The following is a 26,408-nucleotide window of genomic DNA, read 5'->3' as shown; positions in this document are numbered from 1 at the left end:
GCTCGTATTCACTCTTCTTCGGAGCCTTCTGCGCGCCAGTAACCGACCGCTTTGACGAACTTCTCGTCGAGTCCGTGCTCATCGAGCAGCACCCGGCGGATCTGCCGCGAAACCTTGGTCTCGGTCGCCACCCACGCATACAGATTGCCCTTGGGCACCTGCAATTGTTTGACAGTGGTCAGCAGGTTGTCCTTGCCGCCTTCGCGCAGTACCCAGATCACGTTGACCTGCGCCGCGCTTTCCAGCGTTTGCTGCTCCTTGCCGTTTTCCACTTCGATCACCACCAGCGCCTTGCGATTGGCCGCCAGGCCTTCGAGGCGGCGGGCGATGGCGGGCAGGGCGGTTTCGTCGCCGATCAGCAGGTAGCTGTCGAAGATGTCCGGCACGATCATCGAGCCACGCGGGCCGCCGATGTGCAGGAATTGCCCGGGCTTGGCCTGCTCCGCCCAGGTCGAGGCAGGGCCGTCGCCATGCAGTACGAAATCGATGTCCAGCTCAAGCTTGTCGAGGTCGTAGCGGCGCGGGGTGTAGTCGCGCATTTCGGGCATCGGCACGTCGCTCTTGCCAGCGCCGAGCACCAGGGTTTCCAGCGCGGCGGCCTGTTCGGCGTTCTGCGGGAACAGCAGTTTGACGTGATCGTCGGTACCGAGGCTGATGAAGCCGGCCAGTTCCGGCCCGCCGAGGGTGATGCGGCGCATGCGCGGAGTCAGGTCGACGACGCGCAACACTTCCAGGCGGCGACGTTTGATTTCGTGCATCACACGATGGATGCCTTGGGTCTGTACTTCAGTCATTCGGCTTTCTCCGGGGCAGATTGAACGGCGGGGCCGTCGACGATGGCTTTGGCGGTGTCATTGAGCAGGTCACGCACCCGCAGGATTTCTTCCGGGCTCCAGCGTCCGTGGTGCATCTGCAGGGCATGGCGCAGGTTATGCACCGCTTCGTGGATTTCCGGCGGGCGATCATGGCCGCGCAGCGAGCGCTTGCTGACGTCGATGCGCATGCGCACGCCGTCCAGAGCCACCGCCTGTTCGCTCAGGGACTGGCGACCGGCATCGGTCACGGCGTAGCGTTTTTTCCCGCCCTCGGCATCGCCGCTGATCATTTCGCTTTCTTCAAGAAAGGTCAGGGTCGGGTAGATCACGCCGGGGCTGGGGCTGTAGGCGCCGTCGAACATGGTTTCGATCTGGCGGATCAGGTCGTAGCCATGGCAGGGCTGTTCGGCGATCAGCGCCAGCAACAGCAGTTTCAGATCGCCGGGGGCAAACACCCGTGGGCCGCGACCGCCGCGCTCGCGGCCGTGGCGTTTTTCGAAGCCGTCACGGCTGTCGCCATGCTCACGGTGGGGGGAATGATGGTCTCTCATTTCAGTCTTCTCTCGTCGTATTTAGATACAACTTAAGATATATCTTTTCGTGCGAGCAAGGATTTTCTGACCCGAAGACGACGCCAGCGACGAACGGTGCGTGGCAGTGAGTCTGGAAACCTCATCGATACGACCATAACTAAAAAGTTAAAGTCATCACTCTATTAATCGTTGAGCTTATGTTCTAATTTGCACTCGGCCCCCCATTCTTCTTGCTGAAGTTGCTGTATGGTTTTTCAGAGAAAAGTGTCGGTAGTCTATAACTTACAGTCATTGTTTTATATTTGAAGATTTTGTTCTTTTTTCTTTCCAGTTGCAGGGGTGATTAACTACGCGTTCGTGGGAAGTTGCCTGCTTACATTCAATGGCGAACAGTCGATCATGCCCCGGCGTTGAAACTTCAAAGCCACACCGTCGCTATCGGCCGGCGTTGTTTGAACTTTCAATGCTCAATCTTATAAAGACAGGGTAATGAACGATGTTCAAGAAAATCGCACTCGCTGCTCCACTGGCTGTTCTGGCACTGGGTTCTTCCATGGCGTTTGCTGCCGGCGAAGCCCGTCACTCCATCAGCCTGATCGCTCACGTTCCAACCAATGGTTTCTATGTGGTTCCGGTCGATCCGGATCTGGTCAACAAGGACCAGGACATGAGCTTCAGCCCGATCACCGGCAGCATGAAACCGGTCAACGGCTTCTTCGACACTCGTAACAACAACGGCTCGGTGCATGGTTACCTGGAAGGCGTGCCGAAGCTGGTGGGCGGCTCGAGCATCATCGATCTGGAGGTCAAGTTCAACAACGTCGTGCTCACCCAGACACCGCAACTGGTGGTCGGTGAAACCGAATCCAATGTGAACTATCGCGCACCGATCAGCATCACCGCCAAAGGCTCCACTTTCACCCCGGGTGATTACACCGGCGCGGTCACCATGATGTTCGATGCCGTGGATCCGGTACTCGGCTCGCTCTAACGTCTGGAAGTAACAAAATCCGGCTGACGGAAGTTTCTGTCAGTCGGACTTCTTGTCTGTTTGCAATCAGAGTAACTGTTCATGTTCCCGATGACGCCCATCGCGGCTGCACTTGCGTTGCTGTTTTGTGCCGCAGCCATGGCGGCTCCTGCCGCCTCTGGTACGACACCGCGAAGTTTATTGGCGCAGGCCAAAGGTTTGCCGGCGGATTTTGAAGAGCACTTTTTTGATGTTCCGCTGGCGGTACGGGTCGAACTCGACCAACAGCCTCTGGGCGAGGCCATGGTGGTGCTGTCCCGTGACGATCGCCTGACGCTGCTGGAATTCACCGACACCAGCGACAGCCGTTTCAGCGCCTTCGAGCGGGACGTCTGGGCCGACTATCTCAAGCCCGGCGTCGCACTGGGTGCCTGTACCGGACGATGCCCCGAGCAGATGCTTGCGCTGCACTACAACCTGGAAAGCTCGCTGGTGTCGATCGTGACGGCCAATGCCGAACGTGACACCGAGGCCAAGCGTTTCCATGAGCAACCCGAGGGTGGCAGCAGCGGCCTGATCGTGCGTAACCAGCTCAACCTCAATGGTGGCCAGGATCAGGATCTGGGCGGGCGCTTCGGCCTGGCGGCCAGCGGCAGCCTGGGCAACTGGACCCAGACATTCAACATGCAGCTGGCCCGCCTCGGCGGCCCGGACGACAAGCTTTATCACGCCGTCCATGAGCTGCACACCCAGCGCGAACTGCAGGGCAGTTTCCTGCGTCTGGGGTATTTCACGCCGGCCTCCGAAGGCCTGATGCGCCAGCCTCGTTCCTTCGGTGCCAGCCCCGACACCACGGTCGGGGTGATGTATGGCAGCTCCGACAGTCTGGCGATCAATTCGCCTCAGCCCAGCGTGTACCCGATTTACGTCACGGCCAACCGTCAGGCGTCGGTAGAGATCCTGCGTGACGGTTTGTTGATCAACACCCAGTCGGTGCCCGCGGGCCTGCAGACCCTCGACACGCGTCCCTTGCCGGGCGGCATCTATGACGTGGAGGTGCGGTTGATCGAGGACGGCCAGATCACCTCGACCACTCAGGAGCTGGTCTACAAGCCGAACAACTGGCGCAATCTCGATGACCGCTGGCGCTACAACCTGTTTGCCGGTGAGGAAAGCAAACTGCTGAGCAACTGGGACAACCAGGTCACCGGCGATCCCACGGCCGGGGCTTCGATCAACTATCTGCTGCATCCGCGCATGATTCTCGGCCTGTCGGCACGCCAGATACGCGACACCTTGCAGTACGGCACGTCCATCGACTGGACGCTGGCCAACAGCGTCAGCCTGTTCGCCAACATCTATGAAACCCAGGACCATGGCACCGGCCTCGACCTGCAAGGGCTGTACAACTACGGCGCCGGCAGTCTGGTGGTCAGCCATAACCGCAGCTGGCTCGACACCACCGATCTCTACGAAACCCTGCCGGATGGCACGCGGATTCGCCAGCGCAATGTGTTCGTCGGGCAGACCAGCAACTCATCGCTGGCACTCAACCATCGACTCGACAGCCGCAATTCGCTCAACGCCCGGGTTTCCCACAGCGATGGCAACACCGAAGGCGTCGGCGTGGATCTTGGCTGGACCCAGCGCACGACGCTGTTCGGCAGCGACGCCAACTGGCGTCTGTCGCTGTTTGACCGACCGGGCACTTTCAGCAGCGGTGACGAGCGTAATCGCGGGGTCGATCTGAGTATCAATCTGGCTCTGGGGCCGCCCGGCCAGCAGATCACCGGCAGCATCGGTTCGCGCACCGCCCGTGAAGGCGGGCGTGACAACAATGCGTCCCTGGGCTGGCGCAAGGACTTCAAGGATCACGTGCTGCAGAACGTGTCGGTCACCGCGCTGAGCGACACCTATGGCGTGGGCCTGTCGAGCCTGGCGAGTTTCCACACGGATGTCGTTTATGGCGACGGATTCGTGCAGCGCTCCTCCTACAACGGCAACTTTACCGGTGGCCTGAACCTCGACAGCACGCTGGTCATGGGCGCCGACCAGATGATTCTGACCAGTCAGAGCGAAACCCGCGGCGCGGGGATGATCGTCGACGTCGAGTCGGACATCGATGGTATCGCCCTGCGCGCCGACGATTACAGCGGCGGCAGCGCGGCGTTGAAACCGGGGCGCAATTTCATCCCGATCACCGCGTACCAGAACAGTTCGGTGAGCTTTGACTTCCAGGGTAATCACGCTCCGGCCGCGACCATTGAGCCGGCGCGGACCCGTTACCACATGAACAAGGGCGGGGTGGAGTACCGCAAGGTCCGGGTGATGAGAACCCTGACTGTGCTGGGTCGGTTGGTCGATGCCCAGGGCCGGCCGCTCAAGGGTCATCACGTGATCAACCACGCCAGCCGGGGGGTGACGGAAGTCGATGGCTTCTTCTCGATGGAAATGAACGCCGGAGCGCCAACCCTGGAAGTGCGTCAGGGCAACCAGTTGCTGTGTCAGTTCCGCCTCGATGCGAACAGCCATCGCAGTGAAAATAACGTGTTGATGATCGGTGATCTGCGGTGCACCCCGGACACCCTGGCCGATGTCACTTCTACCGAGCAAAAGGCGGGTTGAAACCATGAAAAAGATGACGTGTTGGCTGGGGCTGCTGACGGCGCTGAGCGCCTCGCAGGCAGGGGCGGCGAATCAGGAAATCCGTGCCTTGTTCCAGCCTGATCCTGCGCATCCGAACAAAAATGTATTCATCAACCAGACGCCCAACAGCGGTTATTGCGCGGTATGGCCGGATCAATGCGTCGACAACCAGATGTTCAGTATCGAGTTGCCGATTCGTTTCACTTCCAGTCGCTTCATGACAGCCGGTTTTCCGCTTTCACTGAAGGTGCCAGCCAACTGGAGGCCATTGACAGTCACCAACCGGGACACCCTGGAAACCGAAACCGTCGAAGTGCGGGTCATCGGCATCGGCTCCGATTTTGTGCTGAGCGATACGGCCGCCAATCTGGTCGGAGTATCGGACATCCTCGAAGGTCATCAAAAACTCTGGACCACCAGCAGTTGGGTTTACGCGCCGGCGCCCTGTCAGTACAGCGGCGTGGGTGCCTACACGCCTTCGACGTATCGGTTTTTCTGGAAAACGCCGGTGGAAGCAAGCTGTACCAAGGTAACGGCTTTCCTGATTCCGGGGATGGCTTTCAGAACGATGGATTTCGCTTACGAACTGCGCACGCCCAATCCGCTGGGCATGTCGTCGGGGCTCTATACCGGCTCGTTGTCCTACACCCTTGGTCCCGGTGGTGATTTCGATCTCGGCATGCAGATGTACCCGGACGACAGCAACCTGACTCTGGATTTCGTACTGGATGTACAACACACCCTGAAGGTCGATCTGCCACCGGGAGGCAACAAGGTCACCCTTGAACCGGCCGGGGGCTGGCAGAGCTGGCTCGACAGCGGCCGCAAGCCGACCAAGATCTTCCGTGATCAGCCTTACTTTCTCTCGGCGTCGTCACGCTTCAAGATCCAGATGACGTGCGATTCGCTGGGCGGTGAGGAGTGCAATTTGCGCAGTCCGACAGGCCGATCCACCAGGGCGACCGTCAAGCTCAGTGTGCCGGGGGGAATCGTCGGCCCGGGTGGTGGCGATGGCTGGACGGGCACGCTGCACCACAACTTGTGGATAGGCCCTTTCCAGCCCACCCACTATGTGGACCGCAAGCCCGGCAACCTGCATTTTTCGATTTCTCAGCGGGACATCGAGTTTCTATTGCGACCCGGCGTCAACGACACGCTCACGGGGCGCATCACCATTATCTGGGACTCGGAAGTCTGACCCTCCGGATCAACCCCTTACATCTTTCAAAAGGTTGAAGACGATGACACGCCTGTTTCTGCTTTCACTGCTCGGGCTGCTCGGCGGACCCGCACTGGCCGGGCCGCAGATCAATGTCGGCACGGTGTACGACTATCTGGATGGTGACAAGAGCACCTACCTCAAACGTGTATTCAACAGCGGCGACAGCACGGCCTTCGTCAAGGTCAACGTGCTGGAAATCGTCTATGACGATCAGGGCAAACCGCAGGAAATCCCGATCGAGACGGCCACCGACGGCGCGTCGCGCAATGGCCTCATGGCCAGCCCGGCGCGGTTGATCGTGCCGACCAAAGGCATGCAGGGCACACGCCTGCTGTACATGGGCGAGCGGGATCGCGAGCGCTATTTCCGGGTGCGTTTCGTGCCGGTGGTGCCTGAGAAGGAGGATGAATTCGTGGTGAGCGAGCAGGAGCGTGACGCCTACAAGGAGGCGTTGTCGGCCGGGGTCAACCTGATGACCGGTTTCGGCACGATCTTTTTCGTACGGCCCAGGGACGCCCGGTTCGAGACCGTCGTCAATGAAACGGGCGATCGCTATGAGCTGCGCAACAGCGGCAACACCGTGGTCATCGTCGATGAGTTCAAGAGCTGTTCCCTGAGTAACGAAACCGACTGCGGCGCGACCACCAAGCACCATATCCTGGCCGGCAAGACGTTTGCCTTCGACAAGGAGAAGGGCCGCGAGTACCGCTTCAAGTTGATCGAAGGCGACAGCAAAAAAGACTTGAGGGTGACGAGCCGCTGACGGCGGTTTCCATTGACGCGGCAGGTAAAGAACATGAACAAGCAATGTGCCGTCCTTGCATTGATGGCAATCACCGCACTGACCAGTCACCCGACATGGGGGGCCCGCGAGGAACACGTTTTCGAGGTGTCCCTGACGATTCCAAGTCGGCCGTTCTATATCGTGCCCGCCGAACCGGACTGAATCCACCGGGTCCAGCGCCTGGTCTGGAATCCCGGCAGCGAGACGCTTAGCACGCTGAGCAAGCACTTCGATGTGCGGCATGACTCCAGCGCTATAGAGGCACGTCTGGACAGCCCTGCGCATCTGTCGAACGGCAGGTCGAGCGAGGACATCTGGCTGAAGGTCACTTTCAATGGCGTAGTGCTCGGGCCTGAAGTGCCTTCCCGACTCGTGCTGTCACAGGAGGAGGCGGCGGTGGGCAAGCGAGTGCTGCTGGAGATAGAACCGTTGAAACCGACCGGAGGATTCCGGCCGGGGGATTACAGCGGCACCGTGATGCTGCTGTTCAATGCCAGGGCACCGGGAGCGTGATCCCGGGCCTGGCATGGCGTTGCGAAGGGTATTGCGCGCTTGCCTCACGTACACCGGTCGAAGATCAGATCCCGGCCCGGGCCATGGCTTCGCGGGTCAGGCGTCTGCTCAGTCCCTTTTCCTCGTAACCGATGTCGCGTTGCAGGCTCTCGTAGACGGCATCGGTCAATGGCTCCTCCGTCAGGACCTGGTCCAGCGGGATGGACAGTTTGTCCGCCAGTCTCACCAGGCTTTTCAACAGGGTCTGCTGCTCGCTTTGGCTGGGTGCCCGCTGCCATTCCCGGCGCAATGACAGCAGCTCCAGCCGGTCATGGAACAGCGCTGTATTACTGGCGAAATCGCTCGGGTAGGTCTGGCGCAGATAGCGATCCCAGAACGGTTGCTCGATCATTTGATTGACCAGCCCGTCGCCGGCTTCGGCTGCAATGATCTTCCCGTAGGCTTTGTCGATCGCCTCGTCAGTGACGCCTGCCACCGGGCGAAACCTCATGGCCTCGGACTGCCAGGGCAGATCCAGACGCCTGGCCAGTCCGGTTTCATACGCCAGATGCACCTCGACCTGATCGGGGTTGCTGTCCGGCCCACGTGCCTTGATATCGGCACGGGCAATTTCACCCACTTGCTCAAGGCGCGCCGACCCTTTGGCCAGCGTCACCAGTCGCGATTCGGTTTCGGCGAGGGTAGTGGAGAAGCTCAAGGCTTCCGTGGCCAGCACTTTTACCCCCATGTTGTTGAACAGTTGGGCGCCGGCGTCCTCACAGCCCTCCGGTTCGGTGGACATGAGCAACAGTTCTTCGCGCAGCATCGGGTCGAGTGTCATGGCGTCCACCATGCGCCATACGCGGTCGGTCAGTTGTGCGCGAGCGCGTCCCCCCTGGCGGTAGTCGGCGGAACGGGTCAGGTCCTGGATGACCTTGAAAAAACCTTCGGAATCCGGCTCGTTAATCAGTTCATGCCAATCCTCTGCGCGGTGGATACCGATGCCGGGTGATTCGCTGTACAGCGATGCATCTTCGTCGGGCGTCCATTTCTCCAGCAGATCTGCGGCAGGCAACCGATACTTGACGGCAGGCATCAACCCCACGGACTCCCGGTACTGTTCGTAAGTCATGCGAAGGTCGGGCGGCAGTTTTTCCCGGTCGACTCGGGTACGGGCGATGAGAAGGGCCTTGTCCGAGCCTGGGGCGACGTCGGGTATGGAACGCAGCCGATTTCTGCGCAGATCGAGGAAAAAGCCCTTCGGTCGGGCAAGACTGAATACCCCGGGCGGCCAGGCCTTGAGATCGGTATTGGACAGGTTCAGGACCTTGAGCCAGGGCATGCGCTGCACGGGCGGCGGGTCGCCCAATGGATTGTTGTCCAGTCGCAGGATTTCCAGGCGTTCGAGTCTCTGCATCTGCTCGATGGCGGACGGCGTCAGCTCGATCATGTTGTCACTGAGTCGCAGGGTTCTGAGCTGCGTCATATTGCCGATGTTCTCGGGCAGGCTTCGCAAGCCACAGTTCCTGGCACTGAGTTGCTGCAGATTGGGAAAGTTCTTGAGCAGCCCCCCTGGCCCGGACGAGAACTGCTGGGCATCGAGGCTCAGCGTCGTGATTTGTTCCAGATACGGTTTGAGTTCCGGCAAGGGTGGCCACCAGCGTTCGAGATTGTGCGGCAGTAGCTGTGAGGACAGGTCCAGGGTGTAACCGTCCTCCAGACGGGTGCCGCGTTCGCCGAACACCTCGCCAATCCTGTCGAAGCAATCCACCAGACGCTCCATGATCAGCCGACCGCCCTTGCGCTCGAACTCCCAGTAGGCGTCGGGCAGGCGGCCGGCGTCGTCCGGCTCGAATCCGCTCAGATAGCGTTGGCGCCAGTTCTCCAGGGTGTTCCTCAGGTTTGTCCGCTCAAGCTTCAGGCGTTCGATTTCCTGGTGGGGATCGCCCTTGGCCTGCAACGAACGGGTGAAGGCAGCCACCTCGCCCCGGTCAAAGTGCGGATAGAGTTCCTGCACCTTGGTTTCGACGGTTTTCTCGGTGAACGGCCAGCGTACCTTGGACAGCCCCTTGCCCTGCACCAGCAGCTCGGTCTGCCGTGGCACGAACGCCCGCAGGGGCGGCCGGGCAAGCAGTGTCCGGCGCTCGGCGGGTTTATGCGCCTTGGCCATCACCCATTGCCTGAACAGTTCCCCTTGCCCCGGGCGATAGCCCAGTGCGTTGCGTTTTGTCACCGGCAGGGCTGACAGGACGGCTTCATAGAGACTGTCGGCACCGTGGAGCAGCCTGTTCTCGCCATCGTGCACCTCATAGCGGCCATGCTCGTCCCTGACCAGGATTCGCACGCTGGTCGCGTCTTCGGCCCCGGCACGGCAACGCAGCGGTCCTTCAGTGGTGCCGTCGCGTACTTCGATGCGCAAGTCGGCGAAGGCGTCGACATGCAGTCGCAGGGCATTGAGAGCCAGGCGCTCGGTATCGGGCACCAGCAATGCCGGTTCGTAGAGGCCTTCGACGGCACGGGCCGCCCGCGCTTCGAAGGCACTTTCACGGGCCAGGTTCTTCAGGCGCAGGGGAATGCGCTGCTGTTCGGACATGAGCTGTCGTTCCGCGGGCGTCGCCTGCTCCAGCAGGGGCTGAGCGACCGCCGATGGCAGTTGCGGGAGTCGGCGCTGCAGCAGATTCACCTGCGGATTGCCGGAGCGGTTCCTGAATCGGTACTCGTAATCGAAAATCTCGGGGGTTCGCGCCTCGACGGCTTGCGCCATCCGATTGCGCAGCGCCTGGACCTGCAAGTCCTGGGGGTAATGTCTGCCCAGCACGGCGGTCATGTCGGATTCACTCAGAAAACCGGGCAGACGCTCCGGCAGCCGGCCAGCCATCAGGTCGGCAAGACTGATGTCCAGCATCTTGTCGGAGGGCGCTGCGGCGTTGCCGTACTGGCGGTGGCTGCCGGTCAGGTCGGCTTGCTCGAAGACTCTCAGCCCTTTATCCGCTGGCCATCCCGGCAGGTTCGCCGCGATGGTTTCAAACCAGTAGGAGTCGGCGGGCAAGGGTTGCCCGTGACGCACGAGCTGGCTCGCACCGCGGGTTCGATCCCAGGTATCGAAACGGGCGACGGTGTCGGCCAGCAGCGGTGGCGGAGCGGCGTTGTCGACATGCATCCGGCGTAACGAGTCGTCCGGCGTGCCGCTGATGCGGCGCAGTGTTTCCAGCTCGGCGGGCGTGTAGTCATCGACGGAATGCCCGATCCGTCGCATCAGGGTTGATCCTTCCCAGTCCTGGGGCCGTTCGCCTTCGTGGACCCAGGCACCCAGGCCGTTGTGGCGCAATTGGGGAGCGTAGGCTTGTGAGCGCGTCGGGTGCAGGATTCGATATTGGTCGCTGGAGATGTCGTACAGCACCTGGTAATGCTTGCCCTCCAGGGGCAGGACGGTTTTGCCGGCGACCTGGTGCAGACCGAGGGTGTCGGGTTTCGATGTCGGGTTCGGTGCCAGTGTCGGTTGCTCATAGGGTGTGAGATCCGGGTGCCAGAGGCGGGTCTTGCCGTCGAACGAGCGCACGGGCCTCATCCCTTCGATCAGCGGTGAAAGCTTCAGGCGAAAGGTGTTGCCGATCGTCACGCCGGCGCCGAATGCCGCCAGTTGCAGGACGTCGGTCACCACCCCCAGCACATGTTCGCCCACTTCGGCGAAATGCCCCTCGGCCAGGTCCACCATGCCTTCGACCGCTTCGTTCGTAAGCTGGTACGCGGTATAGGCGAGCATGAGTTCGCCCAGAAACGGTACGAAAGGTGTCATCACCAGCAGCGCTGCATTGAAGATATCCGAAGCGATTTTCTTGAAGTTTTCCCACCAGGCCCAGCGCGCCTGACTGTCCGCGTCGGCAGTGGGCACCGCGATGCCCCGGGCGTCATTGAGAATCTTGTTCAGTCGTTGCTGGTAAAGGTGAGTCCACAGCGGCTGGTTGATCGGCGGGGCGCTGAACTGCAACTGGGGATTGCTCACCGGAGTTTCGCGCCAGGACGGCCGCGGATCGCCCGGCTCCCTCGGGTACCACTTGACGTACGTGAGACGTTGCTCGAGATCGGCGAAAAAATGTCCGCGTTGTTCGTGATCGACAAACTGGCTGAAGAACTGACGGTAGCTCATGCCGGTCGATGGCAGGACGTTGTTGTCGCGCAGTTGCCGGCTCAGTTCGTTCATGAAATCCGGGATGGACGGGTATTCCTTGAGCGGATGCTCGGGGTCGTGAGGTACATAGGCGATCATTTTCTGTGAGCGCTGCGGTGTATCGGGATCGGGCCTGATGATCAGGATCCCGGTGAGCGTGAGGTCCATCATGCCCAGATCGCAGAGCTGCATGGATTGCTGATCGAGCTTCAATTGCTGCCGACCTTCGAGCAGTTCGCGGACCAGTGCGTGCCCCTGACGGCTGATGTCGTTTTTCGCCAGCGCGATGTGCGCGGCAGCCTTGAGCGCCGATTGCTGGCTGCGCTGGACCTGGAGTTTCAGATAGGCAACAGAGACCGGGTCCCGCTCGAGCAGGAACGTTTCGAGGTGGGCCTTGTACTGCGCGCCGATGTCCAGTTCGCGGCACAGCGCCTGAAACTGGCTGACACTGATCCGGCTATTGATCGGTGATACATCGAACAGGTCGCGCGCAGGATCGGTCTTGACGACGAAAGCCGAGTCTTTTGCGAATGTTTCGTCATAGGCGAAGTTATGAAGGGCCGCATCGAGGAGCGACACGGTTCTTGCGCTATATCCTTTTGAAACTTGAATCACCCACCAACTGCTTTCCTTGGGGACATACAGTCGCAAACAGGTGTTTTCGACGTCGACATTGATTTTGTATTGCTCAAACAACTTTGCCCGCAACAATGGCTCGGCGAATGCACGAATGTCCTGCAAACGCGACAGTATCCGGTCAACCTTGTTCTGCGTGCTCCAGGCCTTCTTGTTGGCGCTGTCCAGGCGTTCGGCATGGTTGGCCGGCAAATCGGTCATCCACATATGACGATGCAGCGAAACATGTCGCAATGCATTGTTTCGATGCCAGCGCATATCAAGATAAACAGCGTCGATACGCGATTTTATCAATTCGTAATGTTGCCCTTTGTATTCATTTATTGCAGTCATTGGTGAAGCCTTGAATAAGTCGTGAGTTTTCAGACTAACGTTCAAGACTCGGAATGATTAGTTCAAAAGCCTGTTTGGGAATGCTGGGGTTTATCGCGGATCCATTAAATATTGATATGTATAAAACATATAAATAACACCCCGGCTTTGAATCCGTTTCAAGTGCCCGTACTCAGTGCCGCCACCGCTGTGTTTGCAGGGGGCAGGCACTGCGAGTCGCTGCCCGGTTGCAGGTACGGCATCAGGATCGGTGCCATGCCCTTGAGCACTTGCACCGGCAGGGCCGAGGTGAATTTGAAGTTCTCCGCCGAGCGCCCCGGAACGAACGCTGTGAGCGTGCCGAAATGGTGGTCGCCGATGTAGAACACGAAGGTCGCCGTGCGGTTGATCGATTTCGAACTGAGAATCCGTCCTCCGGAGCCAATCGCTTCGATCCGGTTGTCGCCTGTGCCGGTCTTGCCGCCCATGGTCAGCGGTGTTCCATCGGCCAGTTTGAAACTGCCGGAAACACGTTTGGCGGTTCCCGAGTCCACCACTTGCGACAGCGCTTCACGCATCGCCGTGGCGACTTCGGACGGCATCACCCGTTTGCCCACATGAGGATCATTGACCAGTTTCGTTTCGTAAGGCGTGCCAGCGGCAAAGTGCAGGCTGTCGATGCGCAGGGTCGGCATGCGCACACCGTCGTTGAGGATGGTGCCGATCAGTTCGGCCAATGCGGCGGGGCGATCCCCGGAGCTGCCGATGGCGGTGGCCAGCGACGGCACCAGGTGATCGAACGGGTAGCCGACTTTCTGCCAGCGCTGATGAATGTCGAGGAACGCTTCGATCTCCAGCATGGTGCGGATGCGGCTGTCACGTGCACCCTTGTGCCTGCTCTTGAACAGCCAGCTGTAGACTTCCTGACGCTCGAACTGGCTGGCCTTGACGATGTCCTTGAAGGTCGCGTCGGGGTGGTTGAGCAGGTAGCCGATCATCCACAGGTCCAGCGGGTGAACCTTGGCGATGAAGCCCTGATCCGGCAGGTCGTAGGTGCCGGGGCCGTAGGCCAGATAGAGCCGCTCCAGGCGTTCGTCGGTGAGTTTCTCGGTAATTTTTACGCCCTTGAGGTGCGAGCGCACAAAGGTGTTGAAGTCCTCCTGGCTGGCGTTGGGCAGCAGGTAACGGTGCACGGCGGCCATTCGGATCGGGGTCGGGCGCATGCTGTCGAGGAAGGTATCGAGCCGGGCCTGGGTGTCCTTGTTGCGGTACTTCTTCCAGAACTTGAGCAGGAACGAGGTGCCCTCGCGATCGGCGAACGAGGCGAGGTATTCCTGACGTCTTGGGTCGCGGTCGTCCTTGAGCAGCTCGGCGCTGTTGTTGGGGCCTGAGTAGGTGGTGTAGCGCACCAGATCGCGCATCAGGCGAATGAACGGCAGGTTGATCGATTCGCGCAGGGCATCGCGCAGGGTCGGCAGGCGGCCGTTGTCTTCCTTGCGAAAGTTATGAAACGTGTGCAGCCCGCCACCGGTAAAAAAAGCTTCGCCGGGACTGGCCGAGTATTTGCGATCAAGGGCTGCGCCGAGCAATTTCGACAGATCGCGATCCTTGTTCTGGATCAGGTAATCGACCACCCACCGGCTCAGGCGATCCTGTTCAGGGACCTCGACTTTCTTCAGCTCCGGCACGCTCATGGCGGCGTATTTGTCATGCAGCTCGGCGATGATTTGCAGGTAGGTGGTCAGCACCCGCATTTTCGCCGTGGAGCCCAGCTCCAGTTTGCTGCCTTCGTTGATGTCGAACGGCTGATCGGTGCTGTCGGTCTGCACCCGCACACGTGAACCGTCCGGGGTCAGCTCGAACAGGGTGAAGCTGTAACGCACCTGAGTAGTGCTGGTGGGCGTCAGCAGGCGTTCGCCCATCAGGCCGACTTCGGTCGCATAGGCCGGGTCAGCCAGTCGTTTCAGATAGGCGGTGGCCTGGGTTTGCAGCTCGCCTTGCAGGGTGCTGGTGGCGGAGAGGTCGAGGCGGTCAAGGTCGTACAGCGGACGGTTGAGCATCGATGCCAACCGGCTGCGGGCGACACTGATGCCCTTGTTGGTCTCGATCGGTTGAATCGTCGGCTGGGTCTGCCAGTCGCGATAGCTGATGGTGCTGGCCAGCGCGGCATCGGCCAGGGCGGCGTCGATCACACCGTTCTGTTTGAGCAGGCGCAGGTGGCTGTTTGTCAGTTCGACCAGTTCCTCGCGGCCCTTGGTCAGGTAATGCGAAGGACGGCGCTGAGCGATCATCAGCGAGAGCATTTCGCGCAGGGCCAGGCCCTTGTCCGCCATGGACTGCGGATCGGTCGCCGAGCTGGAGAGTTTGCGGTTGGCCTCGTTGAAATCGGCGCCGTACCAGACCCGCAGGCCCTCGGCCATGCCGTGCACTTCGCCATGTCCCGGCACCGCCGACAGCGGCACGCTGTTGAGGTAGTCACGAATGATGTTCTGCCGCGCCGGCAAGGTGTCCGGGCCGCCCTGATAGGCGCGCACGCTGGCGGAAATCATCTGGCGAATCTTCTCCGCGCCGGACACCGTCAGGCCGTCAGGCGAGTGGCGGTATTTCTCAAGTTGCGTGGCCAAAGTACTGCCACCGGCCGACTGCCCCGGCAAGTGCAGCAACTTGGCGACCTGCGACCACGCGGCCATGCCGAAGCGCGGCCAGTCCACCGCCGGGTTGGCCAGCGGTTGCTTTGGGTCGAGCAGAAAACGGTTTTCGATGAACAGCAGGCTGTTGACCACCACCGGCGGGATCGAATCGAAACTCGCGTACAGCTGCTGCGGATAGTTGTACTGATACAACGGCGCTGCGCGGCAATCGGTGATCGACAGCCCGGCCTGGATCTTCTCGGAGTAGGGCACGAACAAGCCCTTGTCGGTGTAATTGAGCAGGGCCGGGGAGAAGCGCGTCTGCTCGGTGATCACGTAGTTGCGCTTGAGCAGCCGTGGCAGGAACTCGTCCAGCGAGCTGTAGCCCAGGCGCAGGTCGAACGGCCCGTTGCCCGGATAGCGGATCGCTTCGCTGGGCCCCGGTTGCAATTCGTACTTGAGTTTGGCGGCGTACTGGCTGACTTCGCGGGACTGAAAACGCGAGGTGCGCATTTCCTTCATCGCGGCCAGGCCCACGACAATCGCGATGATCACCACCAGGAGCCAGAAAGCCTTCCACCCGTGCCGGTTGCGGCGGGGTTTTTCAGGTAAAGGCGCTTCATCCACACGTTCAGTCGGAACCACTTTTTCACTCGAATCGGTTTGCCACAAAGCGCCCATAGTCGATTGATCCATTCACGCAGATTGATCGGACTTGTCTGAAGCTTAGTCGGTGGTTGGCGCGGGTGAAAAAATTGTGAAGGCGGGACCCTGAACAAATCTGCACATCCGACTGCAACCCTCCGGCAAGTGATCGCAGGCCTGAAAAGTCCGGAACAGAGAGGTCCTGAGGCAGCTGCGACTTTGGTCGCGGCATGACGTTGCACCATTGCTGTGCAATACTCGGCGCCCATTTGCGCCGTGAATAATCCTCGAAATGCAGGATGGTTTGTCTCGTAAACCTCGCAATAGACGAGGTTTAAGTCTGAATCAGATGCCTTATAGAGTGAAAAAACCTGTCGCAAGCTTTTTATACTGCACGCCCCGCTGATCCCGCAGGTTGCTTCTGCGGGACGGTCCTGCCCACGAAGAAGGGCCGGTTTTCCTCAGGCGCAGGCTTATCGGCCGACGTCTGAACACTCGGTGGTCACATCCAATAACAAGACGAGGAACTCCCCCATGCCAGTCGGCAATCACCCGCCCCATGGCGAAACCGCTCAAGGCGGTCCGCTCAAACGCGAACTTGGTGAACGGCATATTCGCCTGATGGCGCTCGGCGCCTGTATCGGTGTCGGTCTGTTTCTCGGTTCGGCCAAGGCCATCGAAATGGCCGGCCCGGCGATCATGCTCTCGTACATCATCGGCGGTCTGGCGATCCTGGTGATCATGCGCGCCCTCGGCGAAATGGCCGTGCACAACCCGGTTGCCGGCTCCTTCAGTCGCTATGCACAGGATTACCTCGGCCCGCTGGCGGGCTTTCTCACCGGCTGGAACTACTGGTTCCTGTGGCTGGTAACCTGCGTCGCCGAAATCACCGCGGTGGCGGTGTACATGGGCATCTGGTTTCCCGATGTGCCGCGCTGGATCTGGGCGCTGGCGGCGCTGGTCAGCATGGGCTCGATCAACCTGATCGCGGTGAAGGCCTTCGGTGAATTCGAGTTCTGGTTCGCCCTGATCAAGATCGTCACCATCATCGCCATGGTGCTCGGTGGCATCGGCATCATCGCCTTCGGTTTCGGCAATGACGGCGTGGCGCTGGGGATTTCCAACCTGTGGGCCCACGGCGGCTTCATGCCCAACGGCGTGACGGGCGTGCTGATGTCCCTGCAGATGGTGATGTTCGCCTACCTCGGTGTGGAAATGATCGGCCTGACCGCCGGTGAAGCGAAGAACCCGCAGAAGACCATCCCGAATGCAATCGGCTCGGTGTTCTGGCGGATCCTGCTGTTCTACGTCGGCGCGCTGTTCGTGATCCTGTCGATCTACCCGTGGAACGAAATCGGCACCCAGGGCAGTCCGTTCGTGATGACCTTCGAGCGTCTGGGCATCAAGACCGCCGCCGGCATCATCAACTTCGTGGTGATTACCGCTGCACTGTCGTCGTGCAACGGCGGCATTTTCAGCACCGGGCGCATGCTCTACAGCCTGGCGCAGAACGGCCAGGCGCCGGCCGGATTCGCTCGCACCTCGAGCAACGGCGTACCGCGTCGGGCGTTGCTGCTGTCGATCTTCGCCTTGCTGCTGGGCGTGCTGCTCAACTATCTGGTGCCGGAAAAAGTCTTCGTCTGGGTGACCTCGATTGCCACCTTCGGCGCGATCTGGACCTGGGTGATGATCCTGCTGGCCCAGCTCAAATTCCGCAAAGGCCTGAGCGCCAGCGAACGTGCGGGCCTGAAGTACAAGATGTGGCTGTTCCCGGTCAGCTCGTATCTGGCGCTGGCGTTCCTGGTGCTGGTGGTCGGCTTGATGGCGTACTTCCCGGATACTCGTGTGGCGCTGTATGTAGGCCCGGCGTTCCTGGTGCTGCTGACCGTGTTGTTCTACGTGTTCAAGCTGCAACCGAAGGATTCGGTACAGGGCGCGATGCGTTCGGCTTCGTAATTCGTTGTCGCTGAAACCTGAAAGCCCCGGTCGAAAGTCCGGGGCTTTTTCATGGGGGTGAGTTGATGCCGCTGGTCTGAAATCAGCGCAAAAAACGACCTCTGATTCAGAGTCATGTTCGAAGGTTTATCTACGTTGTTTCCCGCGCAGCCGTGAAAAGAGGCGCAGGTATGAGGATCAGCGATTTTCTCGTAAGAGAACTCGGCCGCCGTCAGGTCGTGCTGTTCTTCCTGCTCGCCACGCTGCTGTACATCCTGCCGCTGATCCTCGCCGATTTCCCCTACATCGACGACAACTGGCGCACCCTCGCTGCCGGCAACGCCTGGGCGGGGCAGGGGCGGTTGTTCATGGATTGGCTGTATCAGGCGCTGAGCTTCACCGGCGCTGCGCCGAATATTTTTCCACTGCCGCTGTTGCTCGCCACCGTAGCGATGTCGTTCGCTCTGACCCGGCTGACCTTCCACTATTTTCCCGAACCGACGCTGGCCTGTTGTCTGGTGCCGTTGCCGCTCTGGTACAACCCGTTCCTGTTGCAGAACCTGTCCTATCAATACGACGGCGCCGGCATGGCCCTGAGCCTGGTCGCGGTGATTTATGCAATCACCTTTTGCGGCGCTTCACGCATTCAGCGATGGCTGGTGCCATCGGTGTTGCTGGCGCTGGCGATCGGGTTGTATCAGATCAGCCTGAATGTGTTTCTCGGGTTGTGCTGCCTGGAATTGCTGCGCAATGTTCATCGGCAAGTGCCGTGGGATGAACTCAAGCACCGGTCAGGTTGGCGGCTGGCGCAAATGCTGCTGGCGGTGCTGATCTACAGCGTCACGGCCTATCCATTCACTGACGCCGGACGCACGCAATTGCTGAATCCGAGCGCTGACCCGTTGCTGCAGATCGGCGTCAATATCGGTCGGGTGATGGAGAAGGTTGCGCTGCTGTTTCACGGCGGCTACACGGTGGTTTGTATTGTGTTGGTGCTGTGCGCCGTCTTCGGCGCCGTGCAGTTGGGGCGCCAAGTGCGCGAGCGCGAAATGCCGCGCGCCAAGGGTTTGCTCCTGAGCTTCAGTTGCCTGCTGGCATTGCCGCTGGTTGTGCTGCTGGTGCCGGGCATGACCCTGCTGTTTCGCGATTTCAACGAAGGCGCACGCACCCTGATGGGGTTTGGCGTGCTGTTGATGCTGCTGTTCTATCTGGCTTGGCTGGGGTTGATGCCGCTGCATCAACGGTTGCCTTTGGTGTTGGCGATTCCGCTTCTGGCCACGCTGTCGCTGTCCTTCGCTTATGGCCGGGTGCTGACGATGGAAAAAACCTTCGCCAGCAGTGCGCTCTACAGCCTCAGCCACGACATCTCGTCCCATCGAGAACTGCGCGAAGCCAAACGGATTTATCTCTCGGTGACGTACTCCGACCGCTGGCTCGCGGGGGCGGAAGGGACGTTCAAACAACTGCCGGTGCTGCGTTACTTGCTGAACATCGACTACTTCATGCTCGCCGAAACCCTGCCATCGGCGGGCATCACCAATGTGGTTGCAGAACGCGAACGACGCAACGCGACCCACGCCGGTCTGATGGGCTATCCACCCTTGGTGGACAGCCTTTATTACCGCCTCTACCTGATCGGCGACTACGGCTTCATCGTCATGAAAGAGCCGCCCCACGGGCGGTTATTGCAATGGTGACCGTTGGTCAGAAACCAGCGCCTACCTGTAATTTCTGACAGTAGACCGCACCCGTACCTTGCCCTAGCGTGAAAGCTCCGCCCGTTGCAGTGACAGCAAGGATTGACGATGAGGATCTTGTGGAAAGGATTTCCCGCCCAAACGGCAATCGGCCTCGCCGCAACGCTGGTCCACTGGCAGGTTTTTTTCGTACTGACCAGTGCGGTTCAGCTCGATCAGGCGGCAAGCAACTTCGCTGCGTTTTGCATCGCCGCATCCTTCGCGTTTTACATGAACGCGCTCTACACGTTCGAGACCGGAACGTCGGTGCTGGCGTACCTGATGTTTATCAGCGTGATGGGGGCGTTGAGTTACGGCACAGGTGTGATCGCCGATGCATGGAGTCTGCCCGGACTGGTGACGGTGTCGGTGTTTTCACTGCTGGATCTGTTGCTGGGGTACTGCTTTTTCCGGTTTGTATTGTTTCGTGGGCGTCAGGCATGAAAAGCCTTGCGAGTGTTGCCGCCTCCGCCGGGTTCACTTCCTTGAGGATCGACAGACTGGCCCTTCTGGCGGTTGTATCCCTCGCCCTGTTCGTCCGGTTCTACGCCATTGATGTGCCGAGTATCTGGTATGACGAGGCCTACAGTCTGTTACTGGCCCGAGAAACACCGACACGCATCTGGGCATTGACGGCGCTGGATGTGCATCCGCCGCTTTATTACGTCCTGCTGCATTACTGGGTGCTGCTGTGGGGCGAAGGAGCGCTGCCGGCCCGTGCGCTGAGTGCACTGGCGGATGTCGGGACGTTGCTGCTGAGTATCAAGTTGATGAGCCTGATTGCCACACGCCGGGCGGTGTGGATGGCTGCATTGCTGTTGGCTTTATTGCCGGTTTCAGTTCGTTACAGTCAGGAAGTGCGGATGTATACCTTGCTGGGGTTCTGGTTGATGGGCGCTACGGTGGCGTTGGTGTGTTGGGCCAGGAGGCCGGAGCAAACCAGGTTCGCGGCTTGGTATGTGTTGTTGATGACTACAGCGTTTTATACCCACTACTTCGCGGGTTTGTGCATGTTGGTGCATTGGCTGTTTTGGTGGCAAAGCGGAGTGCAGCGCTACGCAACGAGAATGGCGGGAGAGCAATGGTTAGTCGCGAATGTCGCCATCGTTTTTCTATATTTGCCCTGGATACCTCACCTCTTATCGCAGCTTGCGCTCACCGAGGGCTTGGGATGGATCGAGCCTGTGACCTTACAGGGGGCAATGACATTAGTCTGGCAGTTCACCGTAATGGGGGACGGCATCTCCCAACCGAGTCTATGGCACCTGATGCCCCTTGCTCTGGTGGTGTCGTGTGCCGTGACAGCCATTATCAATAACGAGGGTGAGCGACGATACAGTGTTCTGTTGGTGGGCTATTTCTTTATCCCGCTGGTTGCTGTTTACCTGATCTCTTTGTTTCTACCGTTGCTTGTACCCCGATATCTGGTTTTTACCGCGCCAGCTCTGCCGATGATTGCGGCGCTCGCTTTGGACATCTGGTGGCCGCGTCGTTTTATGTTGGCGAGTGCGGCATTGCCGCTTTTCGTCTTTGCGCAATTGCATGGGCTGAGTACGGTGTATTGGCAAACAGATGGGTTGAATGGAACCGAGAGACGCAGAGACACCCAGTTTTCTCAGTTGATGGCGCAATTGAATCAAAAAGCTCGCCCGGGAGACGAAATCGTAGTAACCAACGCTTTTTGGTACCCGACATTTGCTTATTTCAACGTCACCGGCATCGCTCCCAGGTTTGAGATCTCATCGATGGATGGCTTCTTGAAACTCACCCGTCGCAACGCCTTGAGCCTGATTCAGGATCCAGTAATGAATACCTATCTCGACGGCGTAACGATTCTGGATTGTCATAGCCAAAGGATCTGGTGGATCACAGACGCCGATTTACATGCTGACAGGCCGCTTTTCGCCAAGGGATGCACGCCCTCTATCACGATCCACGGCGCTCCCATTTCGGCTTATTTGTTTGCCCCGGATTCTGTGCCGGCATCCATGGACGCCGACATGCAATAAGCACTCAGGCAGCCACCCCATCCTGCGGCTCAAAACTATCCGCCCGTGCCATCTGCCACATCCGCGAATAGAACTCGCCGTTCACTTCCCCGGTGAGCAATTCCCCCGGTTTCAGGAACACGTGCAGCTGCGAGAACAGTTTGATTTCGGTCGCTGACATGCGCCGCACCAAATGCTTGGCCGACAGTTGCGACGGGTGATCGAGGCCGGCGGCGGCGAGCATTTCCGCCAGCGCCTTGAGCGTATTGCGGTGGAAGTTGTAGACCCGCTGAGCCTTGTCCGGCACTACCAGTGCGCGCTGGCGCAGGGTGTCCTGGGTGGCGACGCCGGTCGGGCATTTGTTGGTGTGGCAGCTTTGCGATTGGATGCAGCCGATGGCGAACATGAAGCCGCGCGCCGAGTTGGCCCAGTCGGCGCCGATGGCGAGCACGCTGGCGATGTCGAAAGCGCTGACGATCTTGCCGCTGGCGCCGAGTTTGATCTTGTCCCGCAGATTCAGGCCGACCAGCGTGTTGTGCACGAACAACAGGCCCTCGCGCATCGGTACGCCGATGTGGTCGGTGAACTCCACCGGTGCGGCGCCGGTCCCGCCTTCCTTGCCGTCGACCACGATGAAGTCCGGCAGGATGCCGGTTTCCAGCATGGCCTTGGCGATGCCCATGAACTCCCACGGATGACCGAGGCAGAACTTGAAGCCCACCGGTTTGCCGCCGGACAGTTCACGCAGTTGCTGGATGAAATGCATCATCTCGATCGGCGTGGAGAACGCGCTGTGGCGCGACGGTGAAATGCAGTCTTCGCCCATCAGGATGCCGCGGGTGTCGGCGATTTCCCGGGTGACCTTGTGCTTGGGCAGGATCCCGCCGTGGCCGGGTTTGGCGCCCTGGCTCATCTTGATTTCGATCATCCGTACTTGCGGAGTCTGCGCCTGGGCGGCGAAGCGTTCCGGGTCGAAGCGGCCGTCGCTGGTACGGCAGCCGAAGTAGCCGCTGCCCAGTTCCCAGGTCAGGTCGCCGCCATGTTCGCGGTGATAGGGGCTGATGCTGCCTTCGCCGGTGTCGTGGGCGAAATTGCCGAGCTTCGCACCTTGGTTCAGCGCACGGATCGCGTTGGCGCTGAGGGAGCCAAAGCTCATGGCCGAAATATTGAACACCGACGCCGAGTACGGCTGGGTGCACTGCGGGCCACCGACGGTGACGCGGAAACTGCTCGGGTCGCTCAACGGCGCCGGACGCATCGAGTGGCCGATGAATTCGAAGCCGGACTGATAGACGTCGATCAGGGTGCCGAACGGCTTGTCGGCGGTTTCATTCTTGGCCCGCGAGTACACCAGCGAACGCTGGGCGCGGGAGAAGGGCAGGGCGTCGCTGTCGGATTCCAGCAGGTACTGGCGGATCTCCGGGCGGATGCCTTCGACCAGATAACGGATGTTGCCCAGGATCGGATAATTGCGGCGCACCGCATGCGGGCTCTGCAGCAGGTCGAACAGACCGATCAGGCTCAGCACCCCGGTGACGGCGGTGATCGGCCACAGCCAGTCGTGTTCGAGAAAGGGCAGGCTGGCGAGGGTGAACATCACGCAGACGGCAAAGAAGGCGTAGCGGCTCAGGAGTGACAGGCTCATACGGTTTCCTTGGTTCGGACGGTTTTTTTGCGGCAGTCAGGCGTTCTGCGCCTGCAGAAAGATCGAAAACAGCTCCGACTGGGATTTGATCCCCAGCTTGCTGTACATGTGTTTCTTATGGACTTTCACGGTTTCAACAGAGATTTCCAGCTTACGGGCGATTTCTTTACTGGAGCAACCGCTGAGCATCAGGCGCCCGACGTCCAGTTCCCGGGCGGTCAGCTGCGCGCCCTTGAGCTGCTGCACCGACGCCTCGAGCTGCACCCGCCAGTCCGGTTGCGCAGGCGCCGGAGCCAATGCCACGGTTTCGTTGATTTCATAGGGCAGGCGCTGGCGCAACAGGCCGAGCACCCACGGCTGGATCAATGACAACAGGGCAATCTGCTCGCCGGTGAAGCGTTGCTGGCTGCCCAGCGACAGGCACAACGTACGGTCGCCCTCGAGCTGGCAATTGAACTGGATTTCGTCGGCCACCACATTCAGACGAAAGTATCGCTGGTAATACTCGGTCAGTTCGAAGTGCTCCGGCGCGACCTCCGACAGGCGATACAAACCGGTGCGCGACTGCTCGCGGCAGGCGATGTAGAACGGGTCGAGCAGGTACAGACCGCGCAGGTAATCCTGAAACAGCTGATCGGGACTGCCGTCGGCACCGGGGCATTCGGCGAACACCTGCGGGTGGCGGTCGGCGCTGAACAGCAGCGCCACCCAGCTATCGAACGGCACGTACTGGTCGAGCAGGCGTACCAGTTGCGCCCAGAAATTCGGCTTGTCGAGGGCGTCAATCAACTGCCCGACGGCGCGGTGCCAGGTGATGTCGTCAAACGAAAGAGTCATGCCTCTACCCCTATCGGGTTACCCCGGCCGCGTAATTCCCTGGCCGATCGAATGCGAAGCATACTGGCCCACAGACAGCCGCCGGGCAATCTTTCGGCACCCGGCGCTCATAACAAGGACTGCCCATGAAAGTCGAACTCGCCCAACTGGCGGGCCGTGACAAAGACACGGCGTACAACCTCGAACGCGCCCTCGCGGCGATTGCGGCCTGCGCCGCCGACACGCAATTGATCGTATTCCCCGAGACCCACCTGATGGGGTTCCCGACCGCCGCCACCGTGGCGCAGATCGCTGAGCCGGTAGACGGCCCGACCGTCAGCGCCGTGCAGGCTGCCGCCCGCGAACGCAACCTCGCCGTGGTGATCGGCATGGCCGAGAACGACAACGGCCGCTTCTACAACACTACGCTGCTGATTACCCCCGAAGGCATCGCCCTGAAATATCGCAAGACCCATCTCTGGGCCTCGGATCGCGGTGTGTTCGAGGCTGGTGACCGTTACGCCACCTGCCTGTGGAACGGTGTGCGGGTCGGTCTGCTGATCTGCTACGACATCGAGTTCCCGGAATCGGCCCGGGCCCTGGCGCAACTGGGCGCGGAGTTGTTGATCGTGACCAACGGCAACATGGACCCGTACGGCCCGACCCACCGCACCGCGATCATGGCCCGGGCCCAGGAAAACCAGGCGTTTGCGCTGATGGTCAACCGTGTGGAAGCCGGGGATGACGGGTTGGTGTTTGCCGGCGGCAGTGCGCTGGTGGATCCGCTGGGCACGGTGCTGTTCGAGGCCGGGCGTGAGGAAGGGCGGTTCAGTGTCGAGCTGGATTTCGCTCAGCTGGAGCTGGCGCGCAAGGATTATCGGTATCTGGATGATCAGCGGTTGAGGTTGCCGGGGGAGGTGGTTGAACACGCCTCAGGAGTACGTGAGCTGCTGATCCCTTGACCCGTTGTACCTGATCGTTCCCACGCAGAGCGTGGGAACGATCACGCACCTTTAAGCCTTACCCAAAAAACAACAACGCAACACCCGAAACATTCGCCGAACTCGGCCTCTGCCATAAATCCAATAAAATCCGGAGTAAGTCGCCCATGGCTCGTTTGCAACGCACCCTTTCGCCAGGGTCGGTGGTGCTGTTCGGCATCGCCTACATGACGCCGATCATTGTCCTCGGCACATTCGGCATCCTCGCCCAATCCACTGCAGGCATGGTGCCCGCCGCGTATCTGGCGGCGCTGGTGGCGATGTTCTTCACCGCCATGAGCTACGGGCGCATGGCCGCCGCATTCCCGGTGGCCGGCTCGGCCTACAGCTATGTGCGCAAGGCCATCAGCCCGAAACTCGGCTTCATCGCCGGTTGGGCGGTGCTGCTCGATTATCTGTTTCTGCCGATGGCGATCTGGCTGATCGGCGCCGCGTACCTGGCGTCGGCGTTCCCGTCGATTCCGCAGTGGATCTGGGTGCTGGTATTCATCGGCATCACCAGCGCGATCAACATCATCGGCCTGAAACTGGCCAACGGTATCAACGCCTTGCTGATGCTGGTGCAGTTTCTGGTGCTGATCGCCTTCGTCGCACTGTGCGTGCATTACGTCGGCGACGATGCCAGCACGCCGCTGTGGTCGATCAAACCGTTCTTCAACGGCGACATGCAGATGCCGCTGATCATGAGCGGCGCGGCCATTGCCTGCTACTCGTTCCTCGGCTTCGATGCAGTCAGCACGCTCACCGAAGAAACCCGCGATCCGCGCCGCACCATCCCTCGGGCAATCATGTTGATCACCCTCATCGGCGGGCTGATTTTCGTCGGTGTCTCTTATTTTGTGCAGATCGCCCATCCGTCGTTCCAGTTCGACAGTGTCGACTCGGCGGCCTACGAAATTGCGCGCAACATCGGCGGTGATCTGTTCGTGTCGATCTTCCTGATCGGCCTGATCGTCGGTCAGTTCGCCTCGGGCCTGTCGGCGCAGGCCAGCGGTTCGCGGCTGTTGTTCGCGATGGGCCGTGACGGCGTGTTGCCGAAGTCGTTTTTCGGCACCTTGCACGAGCGCTTCGGTACGCCGGTCAACAGCATCCTGCTGTGCGCCGTTGTCGCGTTGCTGGCGCTGAAACTCGACGTGACCACCTCGACCTCGTTCATCAACTTCGGCGCGTTCCTGGCGTTCAGTCTGGTCAATCTGTCGGTGATTTTTCACTACTGGATCGGCGGGGATAAAAAAGGTCTGCGCGAACTGGTTCTGTTCCTGGTCTTCCCGTTCATCGGTCTGCTGGCGGACTTGTGGCTGATGGTCAGCCTCGATCACCTGGCGGTGTATCTGGGCCTGAGTTGGCTGGCGATTGGTGTGCTGTATCTGGCGGTGCTGACCGGTGGCTTCCGTCGCCAACCACCGGAGATGGACTTTCAGGAAGCGGCCTGAT

General features: G+C 60.2%; 18 protein-coding genes. 12 read left to right on the top strand and 6 right to left on the bottom strand.

The window, feature by feature from the left end:
- Nucleotides 1-8: 8 nt before the first annotated feature.
- The gene (locus CAG25_RS07145; protein WP_064599209.1) at nucleotides 9-794 is read right to left on the bottom strand and encodes a siderophore-interacting protein; all 786 of its coding nucleotides are present in this window, start codon (nucleotides 792-794) and stop codon (nucleotides 9-11) included.
- Nucleotides 791-1,366, bottom strand: a complete 576-nt coding sequence (locus CAG25_RS07140; RefSeq protein ID WP_039765773.1) for a PadR family transcriptional regulator — start codon at nucleotides 1,364-1,366, stop codon at nucleotides 791-793. The genes CAG25_RS07145 and CAG25_RS07140 overlap by 4 nt, the downstream gene beginning before the upstream one ends.
- Before the next feature lie 478 nt (nucleotides 1,367-1,844).
- On the opposite strand from CAG25_RS07140, the gene CAG25_RS07135 reads away from it, so the two are divergent.
- The 6 genes from CAG25_RS07135 (at nucleotide 1,845) to CAG25_RS07115 (ending at nucleotide 7,483) form a co-directional block, all read left to right on the top strand.
- Nucleotides 1,845-2,339: a CS1 type fimbrial major subunit gene (locus tag CAG25_RS07135; RefSeq protein ID WP_064599207.1), complete on the top strand. Its 495-nt coding sequence runs from the start codon at nucleotides 1,845-1,847 to the stop codon at nucleotides 2,337-2,339.
- An 81-nt stretch (nucleotides 2,340-2,420) separates the two neighbouring features.
- Nucleotides 2,421-4,943, top strand: coding sequence for a CS1-pili formation C-terminal domain-containing protein (locus CAG25_RS07130; protein ID WP_085610901.1), 2,523 nt, complete (start codon nucleotides 2,421-2,423; stop codon nucleotides 4,941-4,943).
- 4 nt (nucleotides 4,944-4,947) lie between these two features.
- Nucleotides 4,948-6,162: a hypothetical protein gene (locus tag CAG25_RS07125; RefSeq protein ID WP_085610900.1), complete on the top strand. Its 1,215-nt coding sequence runs from the start codon at nucleotides 4,948-4,950 to the stop codon at nucleotides 6,160-6,162.
- Between the two features lie 43 nt (nucleotides 6,163-6,205).
- Nucleotides 6,206-6,949 carry a pilus assembly protein gene (locus CAG25_RS07120; RefSeq protein WP_085610899.1) on the top strand — a complete coding sequence of 248 codons (744 nt, stop codon included), beginning with the start codon at nucleotides 6,206-6,208 and terminating at the stop codon, nucleotides 6,947-6,949.
- A gap of 33 nt (nucleotides 6,950-6,982) precedes the next feature.
- The gene (locus CAG25_RS29080) at nucleotides 6,983-7,132 is read left to right on the top strand and encodes a hypothetical protein (protein ID WP_371857707.1); all 150 of its coding nucleotides are present in this window, start codon (nucleotides 6,983-6,985) and stop codon (nucleotides 7,130-7,132) included.
- The gene (locus CAG25_RS07115) at nucleotides 7,133-7,483 is read left to right on the top strand and encodes a CS1 type fimbrial major subunit (RefSeq protein ID WP_371857709.1); all 351 of its coding nucleotides are present in this window, start codon (nucleotides 7,133-7,135) and stop codon (nucleotides 7,481-7,483) included.
- A 64-nt stretch (nucleotides 7,484-7,547) separates the two neighbouring features.
- On the opposite strand, the gene CAG25_RS07110 is transcribed toward CAG25_RS07115, so the two are convergent.
- Nucleotides 7,548-12,467 carry an NEL-type E3 ubiquitin ligase domain-containing protein gene (locus CAG25_RS07110; RefSeq protein ID WP_256575315.1) on the bottom strand — a complete coding sequence of 1,640 codons (4,920 nt, stop codon included), beginning with the start codon at nucleotides 12,465-12,467 and terminating at the stop codon, nucleotides 7,548-7,550.
- Between the two features lie 290 nt (nucleotides 12,468-12,757).
- Nucleotides 12,758-15,889: a transglycosylase domain-containing protein gene (locus tag CAG25_RS07105; protein ID WP_085610897.1), complete on the bottom strand. Its 3,132-nt coding sequence runs from the start codon at nucleotides 15,887-15,889 to the stop codon at nucleotides 12,758-12,760.
- Between the two features lie 498 nt (nucleotides 15,890-16,387).
- Here CAG25_RS07105 and CAG25_RS07100 point away from each other — a divergent pair, with 498 nt between their 5' ends.
- From CAG25_RS07100 to CAG25_RS07085, 4 genes are all read left to right on the top strand, one after another.
- A complete protein-coding gene (locus CAG25_RS07100; RefSeq protein ID WP_011335773.1) occupies nucleotides 16,388-17,809 on the top strand; it encodes an amino acid permease in 1,422 nt (473 codons plus the stop codon).
- A 170-nt stretch (nucleotides 17,810-17,979) separates the two neighbouring features.
- Nucleotides 17,980-19,485 carry a glucosyltransferase domain-containing protein gene (locus CAG25_RS07095; protein WP_085610896.1) on the top strand — a complete coding sequence of 502 codons (1,506 nt, stop codon included), beginning with the start codon at nucleotides 17,980-17,982 and terminating at the stop codon, nucleotides 19,483-19,485.
- A 108-nt stretch (nucleotides 19,486-19,593) separates the two neighbouring features.
- The gene (locus CAG25_RS07090; protein ID WP_085610895.1) at nucleotides 19,594-19,968 is read left to right on the top strand and encodes a GtrA family protein; all 375 of its coding nucleotides are present in this window, start codon (nucleotides 19,594-19,596) and stop codon (nucleotides 19,966-19,968) included.
- A complete protein-coding gene (locus CAG25_RS07085) occupies nucleotides 19,965-21,533 on the top strand; it encodes a glycosyltransferase family 39 protein (RefSeq protein WP_143492871.1) in 1,569 nt (522 codons plus the stop codon). Before CAG25_RS07090 ends, CAG25_RS07085 begins: the two co-directional genes overlap by 4 nt.
- A 4-nt stretch (nucleotides 21,534-21,537) precedes the next feature.
- On the opposite strand, the gene CAG25_RS07080 is transcribed toward CAG25_RS07085, so the two are convergent.
- Both CAG25_RS07080 and CAG25_RS07075 read right to left on the bottom strand, forming a co-directional pair.
- The gene (locus CAG25_RS07080; RefSeq protein WP_085610893.1) at nucleotides 21,538-23,157 is read right to left on the bottom strand and encodes an FMN-binding glutamate synthase family protein; all 1,620 of its coding nucleotides are present in this window, start codon (nucleotides 23,155-23,157) and stop codon (nucleotides 21,538-21,540) included.
- 36 nt (nucleotides 23,158-23,193) lie between these two features.
- On the bottom strand, nucleotides 23,194-23,994 hold the full coding sequence (locus CAG25_RS07075) for a LuxR C-terminal-related transcriptional regulator (RefSeq protein WP_011335770.1): 801 nt from the start codon (nucleotides 23,992-23,994) through the stop codon (nucleotides 23,194-23,196).
- A 125-nt stretch (nucleotides 23,995-24,119) separates the two neighbouring features.
- On the opposite strand from CAG25_RS07075, the gene CAG25_RS07070 reads away from it, so the two are divergent.
- Nucleotides 24,120-24,935: a carbon-nitrogen hydrolase family protein gene (locus CAG25_RS07070; RefSeq protein WP_085610892.1), complete on the top strand. Its 816-nt coding sequence runs from the start codon at nucleotides 24,120-24,122 to the stop codon at nucleotides 24,933-24,935.
- Between the two features lie 146 nt (nucleotides 24,936-25,081).
- The gene (locus CAG25_RS07065) at nucleotides 25,082-26,407 is read left to right on the top strand and encodes an APC family permease (protein ID WP_085610891.1); all 1,326 of its coding nucleotides are present in this window, start codon (nucleotides 25,082-25,084) and stop codon (nucleotides 26,405-26,407) included.
- Nucleotide 26,408: the final 1 nt, after the last annotated feature.

The organism is Pseudomonas sp. B16(2017) (assembly GCF_002113205.1).
Taxonomy (GTDB): Bacteria; Pseudomonadota; Gammaproteobacteria; order Pseudomonadales; family Pseudomonadaceae; genus Aquipseudomonas; species Aquipseudomonas pharyngis.
Note: the sequence above shows the minus strand (reverse complement) of the source record. Positions and strands in the feature narration are given on the sequence as shown.